Annotated in this window: 20 protein-coding genes; 7 read left to right on the plus strand and 13 right to left on the minus strand. The window is 54.4% G+C overall.

Annotated features, from left to right (window positions below):
* Nucleotides 1-24 precede the first annotated feature (24 nt).
* Nucleotides 25-651 (minus strand): 23S rRNA (uridine(2552)-2'-O)-methyltransferase RlmE, encoded by a 627-nt coding sequence (rlmE, locus tag ACSVHP_RS12645; protein WP_003861812.1) that lies wholly within the window; start codon nucleotides 649-651, stop codon nucleotides 25-27.
* Between the two features lie 127 nt (nucleotides 652-778).
* Here rlmE and yhbY point away from each other — a divergent pair, with 127 nt between their 5' ends.
* Nucleotides 779-1,072 (plus strand): ribosome assembly RNA-binding protein YhbY, encoded by a 294-nt coding sequence (gene yhbY / locus ACSVHP_RS12650; RefSeq protein WP_032614629.1) that lies wholly within the window; start codon nucleotides 779-781, stop codon nucleotides 1,070-1,072.
* 151 nt (nucleotides 1,073-1,223) lie between these two features.
* Here the strand turns inward: yhbY and greA are convergent, their stop codons facing one another.
* Nucleotides 1,224-1,700 (minus strand): transcription elongation factor GreA, encoded by a 477-nt coding sequence (gene greA, locus ACSVHP_RS12655; RefSeq protein WP_234673272.1) that lies wholly within the window; start codon nucleotides 1,698-1,700, stop codon nucleotides 1,224-1,226.
* 247 nt (nucleotides 1,701-1,947) lie between these two features.
* On the opposite strand from greA, the gene dacB reads away from it, so the two are divergent.
* Genes dacB through pmrB form a run of 3 tightly spaced genes read left to right on the plus strand, consistent with a single transcriptional unit; the run spans nucleotide 1,948 to nucleotide 5,086 of the window.
* The gene (gene dacB / locus ACSVHP_RS12660; RefSeq protein ID WP_417314563.1) at nucleotides 1,948-3,381 is read left to right on the plus strand and encodes a serine-type D-Ala-D-Ala carboxypeptidase; all 1,434 of its coding nucleotides are present in this window, start codon (nucleotides 1,948-1,950) and stop codon (nucleotides 3,379-3,381) included.
* A 2-nt stretch (nucleotides 3,382-3,383) separates the two neighbouring features.
* Nucleotides 3,384-4,046 carry a two-component system response regulator PmrA gene (gene pmrA, locus ACSVHP_RS12665; RefSeq protein WP_234673276.1) on the plus strand — a complete coding sequence of 221 codons (663 nt, stop codon included), beginning with the start codon at nucleotides 3,384-3,386 and terminating at the stop codon, nucleotides 4,044-4,046.
* Complete coding sequence (pmrB, locus tag ACSVHP_RS12670) at nucleotides 4,043-5,086, plus strand: two-component system sensor histidine kinase PmrB (protein ID WP_447552093.1); 1,044 nt, start codon at nucleotides 4,043-4,045, stop codon at nucleotides 5,084-5,086. The genes pmrA and pmrB overlap by 4 nt, the downstream gene beginning before the upstream one ends.
* A gap of 35 nt (nucleotides 5,087-5,121) precedes the next feature.
* On the opposite strand, the gene cgtA is transcribed toward pmrB, so the two are convergent.
* The 4 genes from cgtA to rplU all read right to left on the minus strand — a co-directional run bounded on the left by cgtA (nucleotide 5,122) and on the right by rplU (nucleotide 7,952).
* Nucleotides 5,122-6,297, minus strand: coding sequence for an Obg family GTPase CgtA (cgtA, locus tag ACSVHP_RS12675; RefSeq protein WP_417314566.1), 1,176 nt, complete (start codon nucleotides 6,295-6,297; stop codon nucleotides 5,122-5,124).
* A complete protein-coding gene (locus ACSVHP_RS12680) occupies nucleotides 6,294-7,268 on the minus strand; it encodes a DMT family transporter (RefSeq protein WP_417314567.1) in 975 nt (324 codons plus the stop codon). The genes cgtA and ACSVHP_RS12680 overlap by 4 nt, the downstream gene beginning before the upstream one ends.
* A 95-nt stretch (nucleotides 7,269-7,363) precedes the next feature.
* Nucleotides 7,364-7,621 carry a 50S ribosomal protein L27 gene (gene rpmA / locus ACSVHP_RS12685; protein WP_004385076.1) on the minus strand — a complete coding sequence of 86 codons (258 nt, stop codon included), beginning with the start codon at nucleotides 7,619-7,621 and terminating at the stop codon, nucleotides 7,364-7,366.
* A 19-nt stretch (nucleotides 7,622-7,640) separates the two neighbouring features.
* On the minus strand, nucleotides 7,641-7,952 hold the full coding sequence (rplU, locus tag ACSVHP_RS12690) for a 50S ribosomal protein L21 (RefSeq protein WP_010436026.1): 312 nt from the start codon (nucleotides 7,950-7,952) through the stop codon (nucleotides 7,641-7,643).
* Between the two features lie 257 nt (nucleotides 7,953-8,209).
* Between rplU and ispB the strand changes: the two genes are divergently transcribed.
* Both ispB and sfsB read left to right on the plus strand, forming a co-directional pair.
* The gene (gene ispB / locus ACSVHP_RS12695; protein WP_417316176.1) at nucleotides 8,210-9,181 is read left to right on the plus strand and encodes an octaprenyl diphosphate synthase; all 972 of its coding nucleotides are present in this window, start codon (nucleotides 8,210-8,212) and stop codon (nucleotides 9,179-9,181) included.
* A gap of 228 nt (nucleotides 9,182-9,409) precedes the next feature.
* Entirely contained in the window at nucleotides 9,410-9,697 is a 288-nt protein-coding gene (gene sfsB, locus ACSVHP_RS12700; protein WP_234673286.1) for a DNA-binding transcriptional regulator SfsB, read from the plus strand.
* A gap of 61 nt (nucleotides 9,698-9,758) precedes the next feature.
* On the opposite strand, the gene murA is transcribed toward sfsB, so the two are convergent.
* From murA to mlaF, 7 genes are all read right to left on the minus strand, one after another.
* Complete coding sequence (murA, locus tag ACSVHP_RS12705) at nucleotides 9,759-11,018, minus strand: UDP-N-acetylglucosamine 1-carboxyvinyltransferase (protein ID WP_447552094.1); 1,260 nt, start codon at nucleotides 11,016-11,018, stop codon at nucleotides 9,759-9,761.
* A 50-nt stretch (nucleotides 11,019-11,068) separates the two neighbouring features.
* On the minus strand, nucleotides 11,069-11,323 hold the full coding sequence (ibaG, locus tag ACSVHP_RS12710) for a BolA family iron metabolism protein IbaG (protein ID WP_044597584.1): 255 nt from the start codon (nucleotides 11,321-11,323) through the stop codon (nucleotides 11,069-11,071).
* Nucleotides 11,324-11,449: 126 nt separating this feature from the next.
* Nucleotides 11,450-11,743, minus strand: coding sequence for a lipid asymmetry maintenance protein MlaB (gene mlaB / locus ACSVHP_RS12715; RefSeq protein WP_447552095.1), 294 nt, complete (start codon nucleotides 11,741-11,743; stop codon nucleotides 11,450-11,452).
* On the minus strand, nucleotides 11,743-12,378 hold the full coding sequence (gene mlaC / locus ACSVHP_RS12720) for a phospholipid-binding protein MlaC (RefSeq protein WP_234673292.1): 636 nt from the start codon (nucleotides 12,376-12,378) through the stop codon (nucleotides 11,743-11,745). Before mlaC ends, mlaB begins: the two co-directional genes overlap by 1 nt.
* Nucleotides 12,379-12,381: 3 nt before the next feature.
* On the minus strand, nucleotides 12,382-12,915 hold the full coding sequence (mlaD, locus tag ACSVHP_RS12725) for an outer membrane lipid asymmetry maintenance protein MlaD (RefSeq protein ID WP_234673294.1): 534 nt from the start codon (nucleotides 12,913-12,915) through the stop codon (nucleotides 12,382-12,384).
* A gap of 4 nt (nucleotides 12,916-12,919) precedes the next feature.
* Complete coding sequence (gene mlaE, locus ACSVHP_RS12730) at nucleotides 12,920-13,702, minus strand: lipid asymmetry maintenance ABC transporter permease subunit MlaE (RefSeq protein ID WP_417316183.1); 783 nt, start codon at nucleotides 13,700-13,702, stop codon at nucleotides 12,920-12,922.
* Between the two features lie 7 nt (nucleotides 13,703-13,709).
* Complete coding sequence (gene mlaF, locus ACSVHP_RS12735; protein ID WP_234673298.1) at nucleotides 13,710-14,522, minus strand: phospholipid ABC transporter ATP-binding protein MlaF; 813 nt, start codon at nucleotides 14,520-14,522, stop codon at nucleotides 13,710-13,712.
* 229 nt (nucleotides 14,523-14,751) lie between these two features.
* Here mlaF and ACSVHP_RS12740 point away from each other — a divergent pair, with 229 nt between their 5' ends.
* Nucleotides 14,752-15,729, plus strand: coding sequence for a calcium/sodium antiporter (locus tag ACSVHP_RS12740; RefSeq protein ID WP_447552096.1), 978 nt, complete (start codon nucleotides 14,752-14,754; stop codon nucleotides 15,727-15,729).
* Nucleotides 15,730-15,741 lie beyond the last annotated feature (12 nt).

Here is a 15,741-nt window from a genome sequence, read left to right on the forward strand (position 1 = left end):
CTTTCGTCTGAAATCTCCCGGTTATCATTTTCGCCCGGTCGCTACAATATACACTTCTCGGGAACGCGCCCGGGAAGAGTCCGGCTTACGAACTTTCACCTTCGCAAACAGGGAGCGAATTTCCTTAAGATACTCCTCGAAACCTTCGCCCTGAAACACCTTCACAACAAAACTACCACCAGGCGCTAGTACATCACGACACATTTCTAACGCTAGCTCCACCAGATACATGGCGCGGGGAATATCCACCGCCGGTGTTCCACACATATTTGGTGCCATATCCGACATGACAACCTGGACCTTACTGTCACCTACACGATCAAGTAACGCTTTCAGTACTAATTCATCACGAAAATCGCCCTGAAGGAAGTCCACACCGACAATAGGATCCATTGGTAAAAGATCGCATGCGATGATTCGGCCTGTACCGCCGATCTGCGTTACCGCATATTGGGACCATCCGCCAGGGGCTGCACCGAGGTCGACAACCGTCATTCCCGGCTTAAAAAGTTTGTCACTTTGCTGTATTTCATCAAGTTTAAACCAGGCACGGGAACGTAACCCTTTTTTCTGCGCCTGTTGAACATATTTATCGCTAAAGTGTTCCTGGAGCCAGCGGCTGGAGCTGGCAGAACGCTTTTTACCTGTCATTTAACATTTCCGTCGTGGTTCATCGTTACTTGCCATTGACGTAAATTTCTACGCAGCTATTTGGCGATATAAGGGAGATGGCGGTAGAATGAACCGTTTTCAATCCCAACGTAAGCAAAAATATACGATGAATCTGAGTACTAAACAAAAACAGCACCTTAAAGGTCTGGCACATCCGCTCAAGCCTGTAGTCATGCTTGGCAACAATGGTTTGACCGAAGGGGTGCTTGCCGAGATTGAACAAGCGCTGGAACACCACGAGCTGATCAAGGTGAAAATCGCCTCTGAAGACAGAGACACTAAAACCTTGATCGTGGAAGCCATCGTGCGCGAAACCGGTGCCTGTAATGTACAGGTCATCGGGAAAACGCTGGTGCTCTACCGCCCATCTAAAGAGCGTAAAATCTCGCTGCCACGCTAAGAATATCCTCAATTGAACACATTTTCTGTGTAAAACGAGGGATTTCTGTCAGCAGGTGAGCAAAATGCCACGCTCCGTGAGTTGATAAAAGGCCGCTACGCGGCCTTTTTCCTTTCTTTACAATGTATCAACATCTTAGCGTAGATGCGAATTACAGGTAGTCGACCTTGATAATTTCGTATTCTACTTCGCCGCCAGGCGTGCGGATGACGACCACATCATCCTGCTCTTTGCCGATCAAACCACGCGCAATCGGCGAGTTCACCGAAATCAGGTTCTGTTTGAAGTCAGCTTCATCGTCACCAACAATGCGGTAAGTCTGCTCTTCGTCATTGTCCAGGTTAAGTACGCTTACGGTACAACCGAAGATTACGCGGCCGTTGTTTGGCATTTTGGTGATATCGATAACCTGTGCATTCGACAGTTTCGCTTCGATATCTTTGATACGCCCTTCACAAAAGCCCTGCTGCTCACGCGCGGCGTGGTATTCAGCATTCTCTTTCAGGTCGCCATGCTCACGCGCATCCGCGATAGCGGCGATGATTTCAGGACGACGAACGGATTTCAGGAAATCCAGCTCTTCGCGCAGTTTTTCGGCACCACGTAAGGTCATCGGAATAGCTTGCATTTGTTATACCTCTTAAACATTCCTGTTGGGAGCAGCGTCACCCGCTCCGGCCTCTGTCCCCGCGACGTCGCGACGTGAGCGGGCCAGAAGCAAAAAGAAAACCGACCCGGAAGCGAAGCCCCAGGCCAGCAGCAATTTTTCAATTTGATACGCATTTTAACGCGAAGTTCACTATGGGTCATCGTTTACTTTGCAGGGCGATGCGCCGTAGTATGGCGGTTTGTTTCCGGGTTGTTAGCGCGAGATTATGCGATTTTCCAGATTTATCATCGGATTGACTACCAGTTTAACGTTCACCGTTCAGGCCGCGAATGTTGATGAGTACATTAATCAGCTGCCCGCTGGCGCTAACCTTGCACTGATGGTGCAAAAGGTCGGAGCCCAGACGCCTGATATTGACTATCACAGCCAGCAAATGGCGCTGCCCGCCAGTACCCAGAAGGTGATCACCGGCCTTGCCGCCCTGCTTCAGCTGGGCCCTGACTTCCGCTTTACTACCACGCTTGAAAGCAAAGGCAACGTGGACGGCGGTGTCCTGAAAGGCGATCTGATTGCCCGTTTTGGCGGCGATCCGACCTTAAAACGTCAGGATATTCGCAATATGGTCGCGGTGTTGAAAAAATCAGGCGTTCAGCAGATTGACGGCAACGTGCTGATTGACACCTCGATCTTCGCCAGCCATGACAAAGCCCCCGGCTGGCCCTGGAACGACATGACCCAGTGCTTTAGCGCCCCGCCTGCCGCCGCTATCGTCGATCGTAACTGCTTCTCCGTGTCGCTTTACAGCGCCCCAAAGCCTGACGACATGGCGTTTATTCGCGTGGCCTCTTATTACCCGGTGACGATGTTTAGCCAGGTGCGCACGCTGGCGAAGGGCTCGCCGGACGCACAGTATTGCGAGCTGGACGTGGTGCCCGGCGATCTTAACCGCTTCACCCTCACCGGCTGCCTGACGCAGCGCGCCGATCCGCTTCCGCTGGCCTTTGCCATTCAGGACGGGGCAAGTTACGCCGGGGCAATCATCAAAGATGAACTGAAACAGGCCGGGATCGCCTACACCGGTACGCTGCTGCGCCAGACCCAGACGAATCAGCCGGGCACGGTGATCGCCAGCAAGCAGTCGGCCCCGCTGCACGATCTGCTGCGGATCATGCTGAAAAAATCCGACAACATGATCGCTGACACCGTGTTCCGCATGATTGGTCATGCCCGCTTTGGCGTGCCGGGAACGTGGCGCGCAGGCTCAGATGCCGTGCGTCAGATCCTGCGCCAGCAGGCGGGCATCGATCTGGGTAATACCATTGCGGTAGATGGTTCAGGGCTGTCCCGCCACAACCTCATCTCCCCGGCAACGATGATGCAGGTGCTTCAGTACATTGCACAGCACGACACTGAGCTAAACTTTATCTCTATGCTGCCGCTTGCCGGACATGATGGTTCGCTTCAGTACCGCGCCGGGCTTCACGCAGCGGGCGTTGATGGCAAAGTGTCAGCCAAAACGGGTTCTTTGCAGGGCGTGTATAACCTTGCAGGCTTTATCACCACCGCCAGCGGTCAACGCATGGCGTTCGTGCAATATCTTTCCGGCTATGCTGTCGAACCGGCCGATCAGCGCAATCGTCGTATCCCGCTGGTTCGCTTTGAGAGCAGGCTCTACAAAGACATCTACCAGAATAATTAGTGATGAAATTACTTATTGTTGAAGACGATCTGTTATTGCAGGAAGGATTAGCGCTGGCGCTGGCTAACGAAGGCTATGCGCTGGACTGCGCGGCAACGGCCGCAGAGGCGGATTCACTGATTCAGAGCGGCGAATACAGTCTGGTTATTCTTGATTTAGGCTTGCCGGATAAAGACGGCGCAACGCTGCTCAGCCAGTGGCGCCGCAGGGGGGTGGATAACCCGGTGCTGATCCTCACCGCGCGCGACGCGCTTGAAGACAGAATCAATGGCCTTGACTCGGGTGCGGACGATTATCTGGTTAAGCCCTTTGCGCTTGCGGAGCTTCAGGCGCGTGTCCGCGCGCTGATCCGTCGTTATCAGGGCCACAGCGATAACCTGCTAACCGATGGCGATATTACGCTGAATCTGCAAACCCAGCAGGTGCTGCGCAACGCCCAGCCCGTTGAGGTGACGCCGAAAGAGTTCGCCCTGCTGACGCGTCTGATTATGCGTAGCGGCCAGACCGTTCATCGCGAAACGCTCCAGCAGGATATTTATTCCTGGCAGGACGATCCGGGATCAAACACCCTCGAAGTGCATATCCATAATTTGCGCCGCAAGCTCGGCAAAGACAGGATCAAAACCGTTCGCGGCGTCGGCTACCGCCTGGAGAGCCAAAAATGAACAGTATGCGTCGGCGGTTAATGGTTCTGCTGGCAGTCATCCTGTTGTTTTTCCAGCTCATTAGCGTTGTATGGCTCTGGCATGAAAGCCGTGAGCAGATTGGGTTTCTGGTGAATGAAACGCTGTCGGCCAAAGCGCGAAACAACCACGTCGAGAAAGAGATCCGCGAAGCGATCGCCTCGCTGCTGGTCCCTTCACTGGTGATGGTGGGCTTCACCCTGCTCTTCTCGTTTTGGGCGGTATCGTGGATTACCCGCCCGCTGAATAAACTGCGCGACAGCCTCGCCAACCGCTCGGCAGATAATCTAACGCCTGTTCCAGTATATTCCGACATGGAAGAGATTGGTGCGGTCACAGCCTCGCTGAATCAGCTTCTCGCCCGACTTGACCACACTATCCAGCAGGAACGCCTCTTTACCGCTGATGCTGCCCACGAGCTTCGCACGCCGCTTGCCGGGATACGGCTGCATCTGGAACTGATGGCGCAGTCAGGATCGCAGCAGGCCAATTCGTTAATTACCCGTATCGACCAGCTTATGCATACGGTTGAACAGCTTCTGATGCTGGCACGCGCCGGGCAGGCCATGGCCAGCGGTCATTACGAAACGATTGTCTGGACGGAAAATATCATTGCTCCACTGGGGCTCGAGCACGAAGCCAAAGAGCACAGGATTATCTGGCCGGAAAAAAGCCCGCTGACGGTACAGGGCGACGCAGTGCTGCTGCGCCTGATGCTCAGGAACTTGCTGGAGAATGCGGCGCGCTATAGCCCGACGGGAACGACGATTGAGGTCAGGCTGGCGGAGCAGGATGGCGGTACGCTGGTCAGCGTTATCGACGAAGGGCCGGGCATTGATGAAGCACATCGCCAGTCCATCACCGAACCCTTCCGTCGCCTTGACCAGCGCTACGGCGGCAGCGGTCTGGGGCTGAGTATCGTTCAGCGTATCGTACAGCTCCACCACGGCAGGCTGACGCTTGAGAACGGCGCGCAGGGCGGCCTGATCGCAAGCTGCTGGTTGCCATCAGCGTTGAGCTAAAAAAAAGCCCCCTGAGCGGGGGCTTCTTATTGAGATTAGTGCTTGTAGATAAACTCGACGCCTTCTTCGTCGTCTTCATCCCAGTCGTCATCCCAGTCTTCGTCGTCTTCTTCGCCTGCCAGCTCTTCAAGCTGCTCACGGTGGTAGTCATCCCACATGAATTCGACTTTCTCAGGCTGCTTCGCTTCTTCTGCCTGAACAACCGGGTTCTCGATGATAAAGGTCATCACATCCCAGCAGAGATCTTTCACGCCCATCTGGCTTGCAGCGGAGATCAGATAGTATTTATCTTCCCAGCCCATCGCTTCTGCAATTGCTTTCGCTTTCGCTTCGGCTTCTGCTTTATCCATCAGGTCGATCTTGTTGAAGACCAGCCAGCGCGGCTTAGAGGCCAGTTTTTCGCTGTATTTTTCCAGCTCGCCGATAATGATGCGGGCATTTTCAACCGGATCGGAACCGTCGATAGGATCGATATCAATGAGGTGCAGCAGTACGCGGCAGCGCTCAAGGTGCTTCAGGAAGCGAATCCCCAGGCCCGCACCTTCTGCGGCGCCTTCGATCAGCCCTGGAATGTCAGCAACCACGAAGCTCTTCTCGTTATCCATACGCACCACGCCGAGGCTTGGCACCAGCGTCGTAAACGGATAGTCCGCGACTTTTGGCTTAGCAGCGGATACGGCACGGATAAAGGTCGATTTACCGGCGTTTGGCATCCCCAGCATCCCGACGTCAGCCAGAAGCATCAGCTCCAGTTGCAGGTCGCGCTTATCGCCAGGCGTACCCATCGTTTTCTGACGCGGGGTACGGTTAACAGAGGATTTGAAACGGCTGTTGCCCAGACCGTGCCAGCCGCCTTTTGCGACCATCAGGCGCTGACCGTGTTTGGTCATATCACCCATGGTTTCGCCGGTGCCCTGGTCAATTACGCGGGTTCCGACAGGCACTTTGATGGTGACGTCTTTACCACGTTTACCGGTACAGTCACGGCTCTGGCCGTTCTGGCCACGCTCTGCGCGGAAAGATTTTTCAAAACGGTAGTCGATCAGCGTGTTGAGGTTTTCGTCTGCCTCCAACCACACGTCACCACCATCACCACCGTCGCCGCCGTCCGGGCCGCCGCGTGGAATGTATTTTTCACGGCGGAAGCTTACGCAACCATTGCCGCCATCACCTGCTACGACCAGGATCGTTGCTTCATCAACAAACTTCATTTTACTCTCCGTAACTCATTCGCCTGAGCGGGTACCGCTTCATTTTTGCGCCAACGCCCCCAAAGACGATGACCAATGGCGGAATACATCGCGCCCGCAACCACGACAAACGCACCGAGATAGCCCAACATGTTGAGCATCGGCTTGACGAAGACATCGGGCCAGGCCATTGATAACAAATCTGAAAATAACAGCGTAAACAGCGGCGTCAGCGTGATTAACGCGCTCACCTGCGCTGCCTGCCAGCGCGCCATTGCTTCGGCCAGCGCGCCATATCCGACCAGCGTGTTCAGCCCACAAAAGATGAGGCACGCCAGTTGCCAGTCGCTGAGCTGGGTGATAACGCCCGGCTTAGCTAACGGCAGTAAAGCAACTGTACATAAAGTGTACAGCAAAAAGAGGATCTGCTGTGAAGCCAGACGACGCAATAACACCTTTTGCGCGACGCCGTAACTCACCCAGACCGTTGCTGCTCCCACACCAAAAATTACACCCCAGGTGTAATCCGTCAGTCGGGTGAAAATCTCGATCAGGCTGGTGTTGAAGAACATCACCAGGCCACACAGCAGCATACTCGCCCCGATAATCTGCGTGCCGCGCATCTTCTCTTTGAGGATAAAGACGCTGGCGACCATCATGCCTACCGGTGAGAGTTGACCAATCACCTGCGAGGCCGTGGGGCTGAGATATTGCAGGGAAGAGCTGAACAGAATGAAGTTTCCGAACAGGCCGCCCGTTGCGATAGCCAGTAAAACCAGCCAGCGCGGTTTACGGAAGATGCGCAGAGGGGGAAGCTTGCCTTTGATGGCGAGGATAGCGCCAAGACCAATGCTTGCCATCAAAAAGCGATAAAACACCACCGTAGGCGGTTCCATCACTTCCAGTACCTGCTTCATTGCGATTGGCAACGCACCCCAGCACATTGCGGTGGTGAGCGCCAAAAGAATACCAATGCCGGCCTGCTGCTTCATGCCCGTTTTCCCTACAGAAAAATTACCGGGTTTCCAATGTAAAAAGCCCCGCAACAGGGTGCGGGGCTTTAATCCGTTACCGGACCGAGAAAACCTTACTCAGCAACGATGCTGATGTATTTACGGTTGTTCGGGCCTTTAACTTCAAATTTCACTTTACCGTCTGCTTTAGCAAACAGAGTGTGGTCACGACCGCAACCTACGTTGTTGCCAGCGTGGAATTTGGTGCCACGTTGACGAACGATGATGCTACCCGCCAGAACGGATTCGCCACCGAAACGCTTAACGCCAAGGCGTTTAGCTTCTGAATCGCGACCGTTACGTGTGGAGCCGCCAGCCTTTTTATGTGCCATTTAAATCTCTCCTCAGGTCTTAGGCGCTGATGCCAGTAATTTTCACATCAGTGAACCACTGACGGTGGCCCTGCTGCTTACGGTAGTGTTTACGACGACGAAACTTAACGATTTTAACTTTCTCGCCACGACCGTGTGCAACAACTTCAGCTTTGATCACGCCGCCATCAACGAAAGGAACGCCGATTTTGACTTCTTCACCGTTTGCGATCATCAGAACTTCAGCGAACTCAACAGATTCGCCAGTTGCGATGTCCAGCTTTTCCAGGCGAATGGTCTGACCTTCGCTTACTCGGTGTTGTTTACCACCACTTTGGAAAACCGCGTACATATAAACTCCGCTTCCGCGCACGTCCTCGTATGATTCAGAGTGCGCTATAAATATTCACAATAGGGCGCGAATATTACGCAAAACGCGAGCCTTTGACAAGTGCTAGAGTCGATACATGAAGAAAAAAAACACAACACGTACGGTAACGTTTATCTGAGCCGTTTTTTCAGTACAATCAGCACTACTATTGATAAACCGAAACCCTTCGTTAACCCATTTGATGTGGGATAAACAGGATACAAAGCCCGGCTTTTGCGATGAATTTAGAAAAAATCAACGAGTTAACCGCGCAAGATATGGCGGGTGTGAATGCAGCAATCCTGGAGCAACTCAACTCTGACGTTCAGCTGATCAATCAGTTGGGCTATTACATCGTCAGTGGCGGCGGCAAACGTATTCGTCCAATGATAGCAATTTTAGCGGCAAGAGCCGTTGGCTATCAGGGAAATGCGCACGTCACCATCGCGGCGCTGATCGAGTTTATCCACACGGCAACCTTGCTCCATGACGATGTTGTGGACGAATCTGACATGCGCCGGGGCAAAGCCACGGCAAACGCCGCATTTGGCAACGCGGCAAGCGTTCTGGTGGGCGATTTTATCTATACCCGAGCCTTCCAGATGATGACCTCTTTAGGCTCACTGAAAGTGCTGGAAGTGATGTCAGAGGCGGTAAACGTCATCGCGGAAGGCGAAGTGCTACAGCTGATGAACGTCAACGACCCGGACATCACCGAAGAAAACTACATGCGCGTGATTTACAGCAAAACGGCGCGTCTGTTTGAAGCGGCGGCGCAATGCTCCGGTATTCTGGCGGGCTGTACAGAAGCGCAGGAAAAAGGGTTGCAGGACTATGGCCGCTATCTGGGCACCGCGTTCCAGCTGATTGACGATTTGCTCGACTACAGCGCCGACGGCGAAACCCTGGGTAAAAACGTCGGCGACGATCTGAACGAAGGCAAACCGACCCTGCCGCTGCTCCATGCGATGCGTAACGGCACGCCGGAACAGGCGCAAATGATCCGCGAAGCGATTGAGCAGGGAAATGGTCGCCATCTTCTGGAACCTGTACTGGAAACAATGGCTATCTGTGGCTCACTCGACTGGACGCGCCAGCGTGCGGAAGAAGAAGCGGACAAAGCCATTGAAGCCCTTCAGTCGATCCCAGACAGCCCGTGGCGTGATGCGTTAATTGGTCTGGCCCACATCGCCGTTCAGCGCGATCGTTAATCGCTCCTCCTCTCCCCGTGAACCTCACGGGGAGTCTCCAGTAAGAGTTTATAAATTCCATAATCGCGTTAAATCATCGACTTACAGGCCGCATGAATAAAGCTATGTCTTATTCTGAATATTGCTTCCCGTAATACGAACTTTTTAGAACAGCTGTTCGAAGAAGGTATAGTGACCCGGCCATTCCACGAGACTGGCGCAGACGCATACGATTACGAGGACAGCATTATGGATATGAAATTTATCGACTGGCACTCGGCCGATATTATTGCAGCACTCCGCAAAAAAGGGACATCGCTGGCAGCAGAATCTCGCCGCAACGGATTAAGCTCCTCGACGCTGGCCAACGCACTGACCCGCCCGTGGCCTAAGGGCGAATTAATCATCGCTACCGCACTTGAAACACAACCGTGGATTATTTGGCCTTCGCGCTATCACGATCCCGTTACGCACGAATTTATCGACAGAACGCGGATGTTGCGCCAGAGAAAAGTGAAGGAAGAGCATCAGGACTGACGCTCTTTTTTGACAGGAATAGCAACCCCCCGGTCATTTCTGGCAGGGGGCTGCCGGACGATTACTCGCCCTTCACACGCTCGATATTGGCACCCAGCGCGTTCAGTTTGTCTTCGATACGCTCATAGCCGCGATCGATGTGGTAGATACGATCCACCACGGTAGTTCCTTCCGCGATACACCCCGCCAGCACCAGGCTTGCGGAAGCACGAAGATCGGTTGCCATAACCTGCGCACCCGACAGCTTCTCAACGCCGTGACAGATAACCGTATTGCTTTCGATCTCTGCGTGCGCGCCCATACGGATCAGTTCCGGTACGTGCATAAAGCGGTTTTCGAAGATGGTTTCGGTGATCACGCCCGTGCCTTCAGCGACCAGGTTAAGCAGCGTGAACTGTGCCTGCATGTCGGTCGGGAATGCCGGGTGTGGCGCAGTGCGAACGGTAACGGCTTTCGGGCGCTTGCCGTGCATGTCGAGGCTGATCCAGTCTTCGCCGACTTCGATATCCGCACCCGCTTCACGCAGTTTTGCCAGCACCGCATCCAGGGTGTCCGGCTGCGCGTTGCGGCAGACGATTTTGCCGCCAGAAATGGCCGCGGCCACCAGGAAGGTGCCGGTTTCGATACGGTCTGGCAGTACGCGGTAAACGCCGCCGCCCAGACGCTCAACGCCTTCGATGGTGATGCGATCGGTACCCTGACCGCTGATCTTCGCGCCTAACGTCGCGAGGAAGTTGGCTGTGTCCACGATTTCCGGCTCGCGCGCGGCGTTCTCGATAATGGTGGTGCCTTCAGCCAGCGTCGCCGCGGACATGATGGTCACCGTGGCGCCCACGCTCACTTTGTCCATGACGATGTGCGCGCCTTTCAGACGACCATTCACGGACGCTTTAACGTAACCTTCTTCCAGCTTGATCTCAGCGCCCAGTTTTTCCAGGCCAAAGATGTGCAGGTCAACCGGACGCGCGCCGATAGCGCAACCGCCTGGCAGAGAAACCTGCCCCTGACCGAAACGCGCCACCAGCGGGCCCAGCGCCCAGATGGATGCACGCATGGTTTTCACCAGGTCATACGGCGCGGAGAAGTTGTTCACGTTACCGGCATCGATCCAGACTGAACCGTTACGTTCCACTTTAGTGCCAAGTTGAGCGAGCAACTTCATGGTCGTGTCGATATCTTTCAGCTTCGGTACGTTCTGGATCTCTACCGGCTCTTCTGCGAGCAATGCTGCAAAGAGGATAGGCAGCGCGGCATTTTTAGCGCCAGAAATTGTGACTTCGCCCTGGAGGCGCGTCGGCCCCTGTACACGAAATTTGTCCATGTGTTAGCTCTCTTGAAAATTCAACCGTGCTGCGGGCGCAAACCCACAGCTCAAAAACCGTTTAGTTTGCGATCGCGTGCCCACTCTTGCGGGGTGAACGCTTTAATCGACAGGGCGTGGATGCGGTTATCCGCAATGTACTCCATCAGCGGCGCATATACAGCCTGCTGTTTCTTCACGCGGCTCATGCCGTTGAACATCTCACCCACAGCAATAACCTGAAAGTGACTGCCATCGCCAGTGACGTGGGCTTCCTGAAGGGAGAGTGCGTTCATCAGCACTGTCTGGATTTCATGATTTTCCATGGGGTCTACATCATCTGATAGTGAAAACAAGCCCAACATCTTAGAGCAAAGTGGCGTCGTCTTAAACAAGCAAAAAGCCCCAACAATGAAACAGTCGGGGCTTTCAGAAGTAACGCACTGAAAAAATTAGCGCGGTAATACGTCGCCGGGCAAATTATAGAGCTGTGCGAGGGTCAAAACGTTGTCGCTGACGCCGGTCAACGTCACCTTTGCCCCCTGCTTTTTGCCTGTCTCAACAAGATGCACAAGCAGGGCAATTCCGGCAGTATCCACGCGGGACACGCCGCGTAAATCAATCAGCGTAACGCCTTTCATCGCGTCTGCGCGCGCATCCCATAGCGGGTTCAGCACATCCTGATCCAGCTCGCCAGAGAGCAATAAGGTTTGACCTTCGCGCGACCAGCTAAGTTGCTGCTGCATTACTTTTTCTCGTCCAGGGTGATTTTCTGGCGGGAGATAGATTGCAGCTGAGCGGTCAGACCGTCGATGCCTTTGGTACGCAGCAGGTCGCTCCACTCGTTTTGCTTGGTGGTGATCATGCTCACCCCTTCAGCAATCATGTCATACGCCTGCCAGTTACCGGTCTGGGAGTTTTTACGCCACTGGAAGTCCAGACGCACCGGCGGACGGCCGTTAGGATCGACGATTGTGACACGAATAGGAATGATGGTGGCATCGCCCAGCGGCTGCTCAGGGGCGATTTGGTAGGTCTGACCGTGATACATCGCCAGCGCCTGACCGTAAGCCTGTTTCAGGTATTCGCGGAACGCGGCAAAGTAGGCATCGCGCTGTGCAGGCGTCGCATCTTTGTAGTAACGACCCAGAACCAGCGCGCCCGCGTATTTAATCTGTACGTAAGGCAGCAGCTCCTGATCGACCACATCACGCAGGTAATCAGGGTTAGCGCGGATTTTTGGCTGTTCCGTCTTCAGACGGGTGAAGGTCTTCTGCGCCGCCTCATCCATCAGTTTGTACGGGTTAGTCTGGTCGGCAGCATGTACTGCGCTCAGAGGGGCAATGACCAGCATGGCTACCATTAACAGTCGTTTAAACATGTATCACTTCTCCTGAGATGAATTCGTCGCGTCTGGGGCCGGCGCGGCGTCAGTGGTCTTATCATCACCACCTTTACTGTTGTAAAGGAACTGACCAATCATATCTTCCAGCACCATGGCTGATTTCGTATCCTGGATCACGCTTCCTTCTTTAAGGATAGTCGTTCCCAGCTCCGGGTCTTCAAATCCGACGTTAAGCGCCAGATATTGTTCACCCAGCAGGCCAGACGTGCGGATAGAAAGCGAGCTGGTGTCCGGGATATGGTTGTAGCGCTCTTCGATATCCATCGCCACGCGCGGCAGATAGGTTTTCTCGTCCAGGGTGATATCCGCCACGCGGCCAATCACCACGCCGCCGATACGCACCGGAGAGCGCGCCTTCAGGCCGCCGATGTTATCGAAGGTGGCATAGATACGATAGGTCGGCTCGGTGCGGATAGAGGTGATATCCGCCGCTCTCAGACAGATGAACAGCGCAGCCAGCAGTGCCAGTAACAGAAATACGCCGACCCAAATTTCATTTTTTCTCGTTTGCATGAACTCAATTCCCAAACATCAGTGCGGTGAGCACAAAATCCAGACCCAGTACGGCCAGCGACGAATGAACAACAGTACGTGTTGTCGCACGGCTGATCCCCGCCGACGTAGGGATGGCATCGTAACCATTAAACAGCGCGATCCAGGTGACCGTAATAGCAAAAACTACGCTCTTGATCAGACAGTTCACTAAATCCATCCGCAGATCGATTGCGTCCTGCATGGCAGACCAGAAGAACCCGGCATCAATCCCTTTCCAGTGAACGCCGACCAGCGAGCCGCCCCAGATCCCAACGGCGACGAAGAGGATCGTAAGCAACGGCAGTGAAATCACTCCCGCCCAGAAACGCGGGGAGATCACGCGGCGCAGCGGATCGACCGCCATCATCTCCATGCTGGAAAGCTGCTCGGTGGCGCGCATCAGGCCAATTTCTGCGGTCAGGGCTGAACCCGCGCGTCCGGCAAACAGAAGCGCGGCAACCACCGGCCCCAGCTCGCGCAGCAGGGAGAGCGCCACCAGCATCCCGAGGCTGGTTTCCGCACTGTAGGTTGTCAGGACCAGATAACCCTGGAGCCCGAGCACCATGCCGATAAACAGACCTGATACGATGATAATGACCATCGACAACACGCCGACGTTATAAAGCTGTCGCACCAGCAACGGCGTGTGCTTGCGGAATTCCGGTTTGCCGACCAGCGCGTTGAATAACATTAATCCGGCGCGCCCGAAGGTCCTGAGGGTTTTTATGCCACGGTGTCCCAGAGCGGCTAACGCATTTAACAGCATGAGTGGCTTAACTCCCTATTCCCAGTAAATCGTCATGATAGTCCCCGGACGGATAGCGGAACGGCACCGGGCCGTCTGCAATACCGTCCAGGAACTGCCGCACGCGGGGATCGCAATTTTCCTGTAGCGCCTGAGCGCCACCGTGCGCGACGATCCTTTTGTCTGCCACAATATAGGCGTAATCAGCGATGCTCAGCACTTCCGGCACGTCGTGAGAAACCACGATGCAGGTCACGCCAAGCGCGCTGTTCAATTCAGAAATGAGCTTCACCAGCACGCCCATGGTGATGGGGTCCTGCCCGACGAAGGGTTCATCGAACATGATGAGATCGGGTTCTAACGCAATAGCTCGCGCCAGCGCCGCACGACGCGCCATACCGCCCGACAGCTCAGACGGCATTAATTTGGCCGCCCCACGAAGGCCGACAGCCTCAAGCTTCATCATCACCGTGCTTTTCAGTAATTCAGGCGGTAAATGGGTGTGCTCACGCAGCGGGTAGGCTACGTTATCAAACACGTTCATATCGGTGAATAACGCACCCGACTGAAAGAGCATACTCATGCGCTTGCGGACAGTATACAGACGCGAGCGTGACATCTCCGGGACGTTTTCCCCGTCAAAGAGGATTTCGCCGCTATCCGGCGGGATCTGCCCACCGATAAGGCGCAACAGGGTGGTTTTACCAATTCCGGACGGCCCCATGATGGCGGTGATTTTACCGCGGGGGACTGTCAAAGAAATATCATCAAATATCAACCGGTTGCCGCGAGAAAAGCTGACGCCACGGACATCGACTAAATTCGCCATCGTTTGGCTCATTTATGGTTCCTTTCTTACCCTGGTTCATATTAAGCATGACGCTTAAATCAGCCCTAAACCCAACATTTTTACAGAATAATAGCCGTTGAGGTTAGCGAAAGCTGGCATTTGTTTTACTTTTCCAGCGCATAAAGTCAAAATTAGGAATTCGTGACGGCTGAGATTGCATGTTGAGCAACATGATTCATGCGCAGTGGACCGGCGAGTATACCTGAAGAAAGGACTTTTGATGCTTTTAGCAACAGCACTGTTAATAATCGGTTTACTTTTGGTGGTCTACAGTGCTGACCGTTTAGTATTTGCTGCATCAATATTATGCCGGCTGATTGGCGTCCCGCCGCTCATTATCGGCATGACGGTTGTCAGCGTAGGTACCTCGCTTCCTGAAATTATCGTGTCGGTCTCGGCATCGTTCCACGGCCAGGTTGACCTGGCTATCGGCACCGCCATTGGCTCTAACATCGTCAACATTTTACTGATCCTCGGCCTGGCCGCCCTGCTACATCCATTTCACGTGCATTCTGATGTTTTGCGTCGTGAATTGCCGCTAATGTTGATCGTGAGTCTGCTGGCGGGCTGCGTGCTGTACGACGGGGTGCTGAGCTACAGCGACGGCCTCTTCCTGCTCGCATTGGCCGTGATATGGCTGCTGTTTATCGTTAAACTCGCCCGCCAGGCCGAAAAACAGGGCAACGACAGCCTCACGCGTGAACATGTCGCGGAGCTGCCGCGCGAGGGAACTCTGCCCGTTGCGCTGCTGTGGCTGGGCGTGGCGCTGATTATTATGCCGATGGCCACGCGCATGGTGATCGATAATGCCACGGTGCTGGCGAACTATTTCGCCATGAGCGAATTAACCATTGGCCTGACGGTGATCGCCATTGGCACCAGCCTGCCGGAACTGGCCACGGCGATTGCAGGCGCACGTAAGGGTGAAGATGATATCGCGATTGGCACTATCATCGGCTCGAACATTTTCAACATCGCGATTGTGACCGGCTTACCGGCACTGATCGCGCCAGGACCGTTTAATCCGCTGGCCTTCTCGCGCGATTACGGTGTGATGCTGTTGGTCAGCGTGATTTTCGCCCTGCTCTGCTGGCGGCGAAAACGGCAAATTGGTAAAGGCGCAGGCGCGCTGCTGACGGGTGGTTTTATCGTATGGATGGCGATGCTGTACTGGCTCTCGCCTCTTCTCTCTGGGTAAACGGAAACGCAT

The organism is Enterobacter sp. 186315, from assembly GCF_053290175.1.

What these genes read in the sequence shown, in the direction of transcription:
- rlmE (WP_003861812.1), bottom strand. Translation starts at nt 651, where the DNA reads ATGACAGGTAAAAAGCGTTCTGCCAGCTCCAGCCGCTGGCTCCAGGAA.
- yhbY (WP_032614629.1), top strand. Translation starts at nt 779, where the DNA reads ATGAATCTGAGTACTAAACAAAAACAGCACCTTAAAGGTCTGGCACAT.
- greA (WP_234673272.1), bottom strand. Translation starts at nt 1,700, where the DNA reads ATGCAAGCTATTCCGATGACCTTACGTGGTGCCGAAAAACTGCGCGAA.
- dacB (WP_417314563.1), top strand. Translation starts at nt 1,948, where the DNA reads ATGCGATTTTCCAGATTTATCATCGGATTGACTACCAGTTTAACGTTC.
- pmrA (WP_234673276.1), top strand. Translation starts at nt 3,384, where the DNA reads ATGAAATTACTTATTGTTGAAGACGATCTGTTATTGCAGGAAGGATTA.
- pmrB (WP_447552093.1), top strand. Translation starts at nt 4,043, where the DNA reads ATGAACAGTATGCGTCGGCGGTTAATGGTTCTGCTGGCAGTCATCCTG.
- cgtA (WP_417314566.1), bottom strand. Translation starts at nt 6,297, where the DNA reads ATGAAGTTTGTTGATGAAGCAACGATCCTGGTCGTAGCAGGTGATGGC.
- ACSVHP_RS12680 (WP_417314567.1), bottom strand. Translation starts at nt 7,268, where the DNA reads ATGAAGCAGCAGGCCGGCATTGGTATTCTTTTGGCGCTCACCACCGCA.
- rpmA (WP_004385076.1), bottom strand. Translation starts at nt 7,621, where the DNA reads ATGGCACATAAAAAGGCTGGCGGCTCCACACGTAACGGTCGCGATTCA.
- rplU (WP_010436026.1), bottom strand. Translation starts at nt 7,952, where the DNA reads ATGTACGCGGTTTTCCAAAGTGGTGGTAAACAACACCGAGTAAGCGAA.
- ispB (WP_417316176.1), top strand. Translation starts at nt 8,210, where the DNA reads ATGAATTTAGAAAAAATCAACGAGTTAACCGCGCAAGATATGGCGGGT.
- sfsB (WP_234673286.1), top strand. Translation starts at nt 9,410, where the DNA reads ATGGATATGAAATTTATCGACTGGCACTCGGCCGATATTATTGCAGCA.
- murA (WP_447552094.1), bottom strand. Translation starts at nt 11,018, where the DNA reads ATGGACAAATTTCGTGTACAGGGGCCGACGCGCCTCCAGGGCGAAGTC.
- ibaG (WP_044597584.1), bottom strand. Translation starts at nt 11,323, where the DNA reads ATGGAAAATCATGAAATCCAGACAGTGCTGATGAACGCACTCTCCCTT.
- mlaB (WP_447552095.1), bottom strand. Translation starts at nt 11,743, where the DNA reads ATGCAGCAGCAACTTAGCTGGTCGCGCGAAGGTCAAACCTTATTGCTC.
- mlaC (WP_234673292.1), bottom strand. Translation starts at nt 12,378, where the DNA reads ATGTTTAAACGACTGTTAATGGTAGCCATGCTGGTCATTGCCCCTCTG.
- mlaD (WP_234673294.1), bottom strand. Translation starts at nt 12,915, where the DNA reads ATGCAAACGAGAAAAAATGAAATTTGGGTCGGCGTATTTCTGTTACTG.
- mlaE (WP_417316183.1), bottom strand. Translation starts at nt 13,702, where the DNA reads ATGCTGTTAAATGCGTTAGCCGCTCTGGGACACCGTGGCATAAAAACC.
- mlaF (WP_234673298.1), bottom strand. Translation starts at nt 14,522, where the DNA reads ATGAGCCAAACGATGGCGAATTTAGTCGATGTCCGTGGCGTCAGCTTT.
- ACSVHP_RS12740 (WP_447552096.1), top strand. Translation starts at nt 14,752, where the DNA reads ATGCTTTTAGCAACAGCACTGTTAATAATCGGTTTACTTTTGGTGGTC.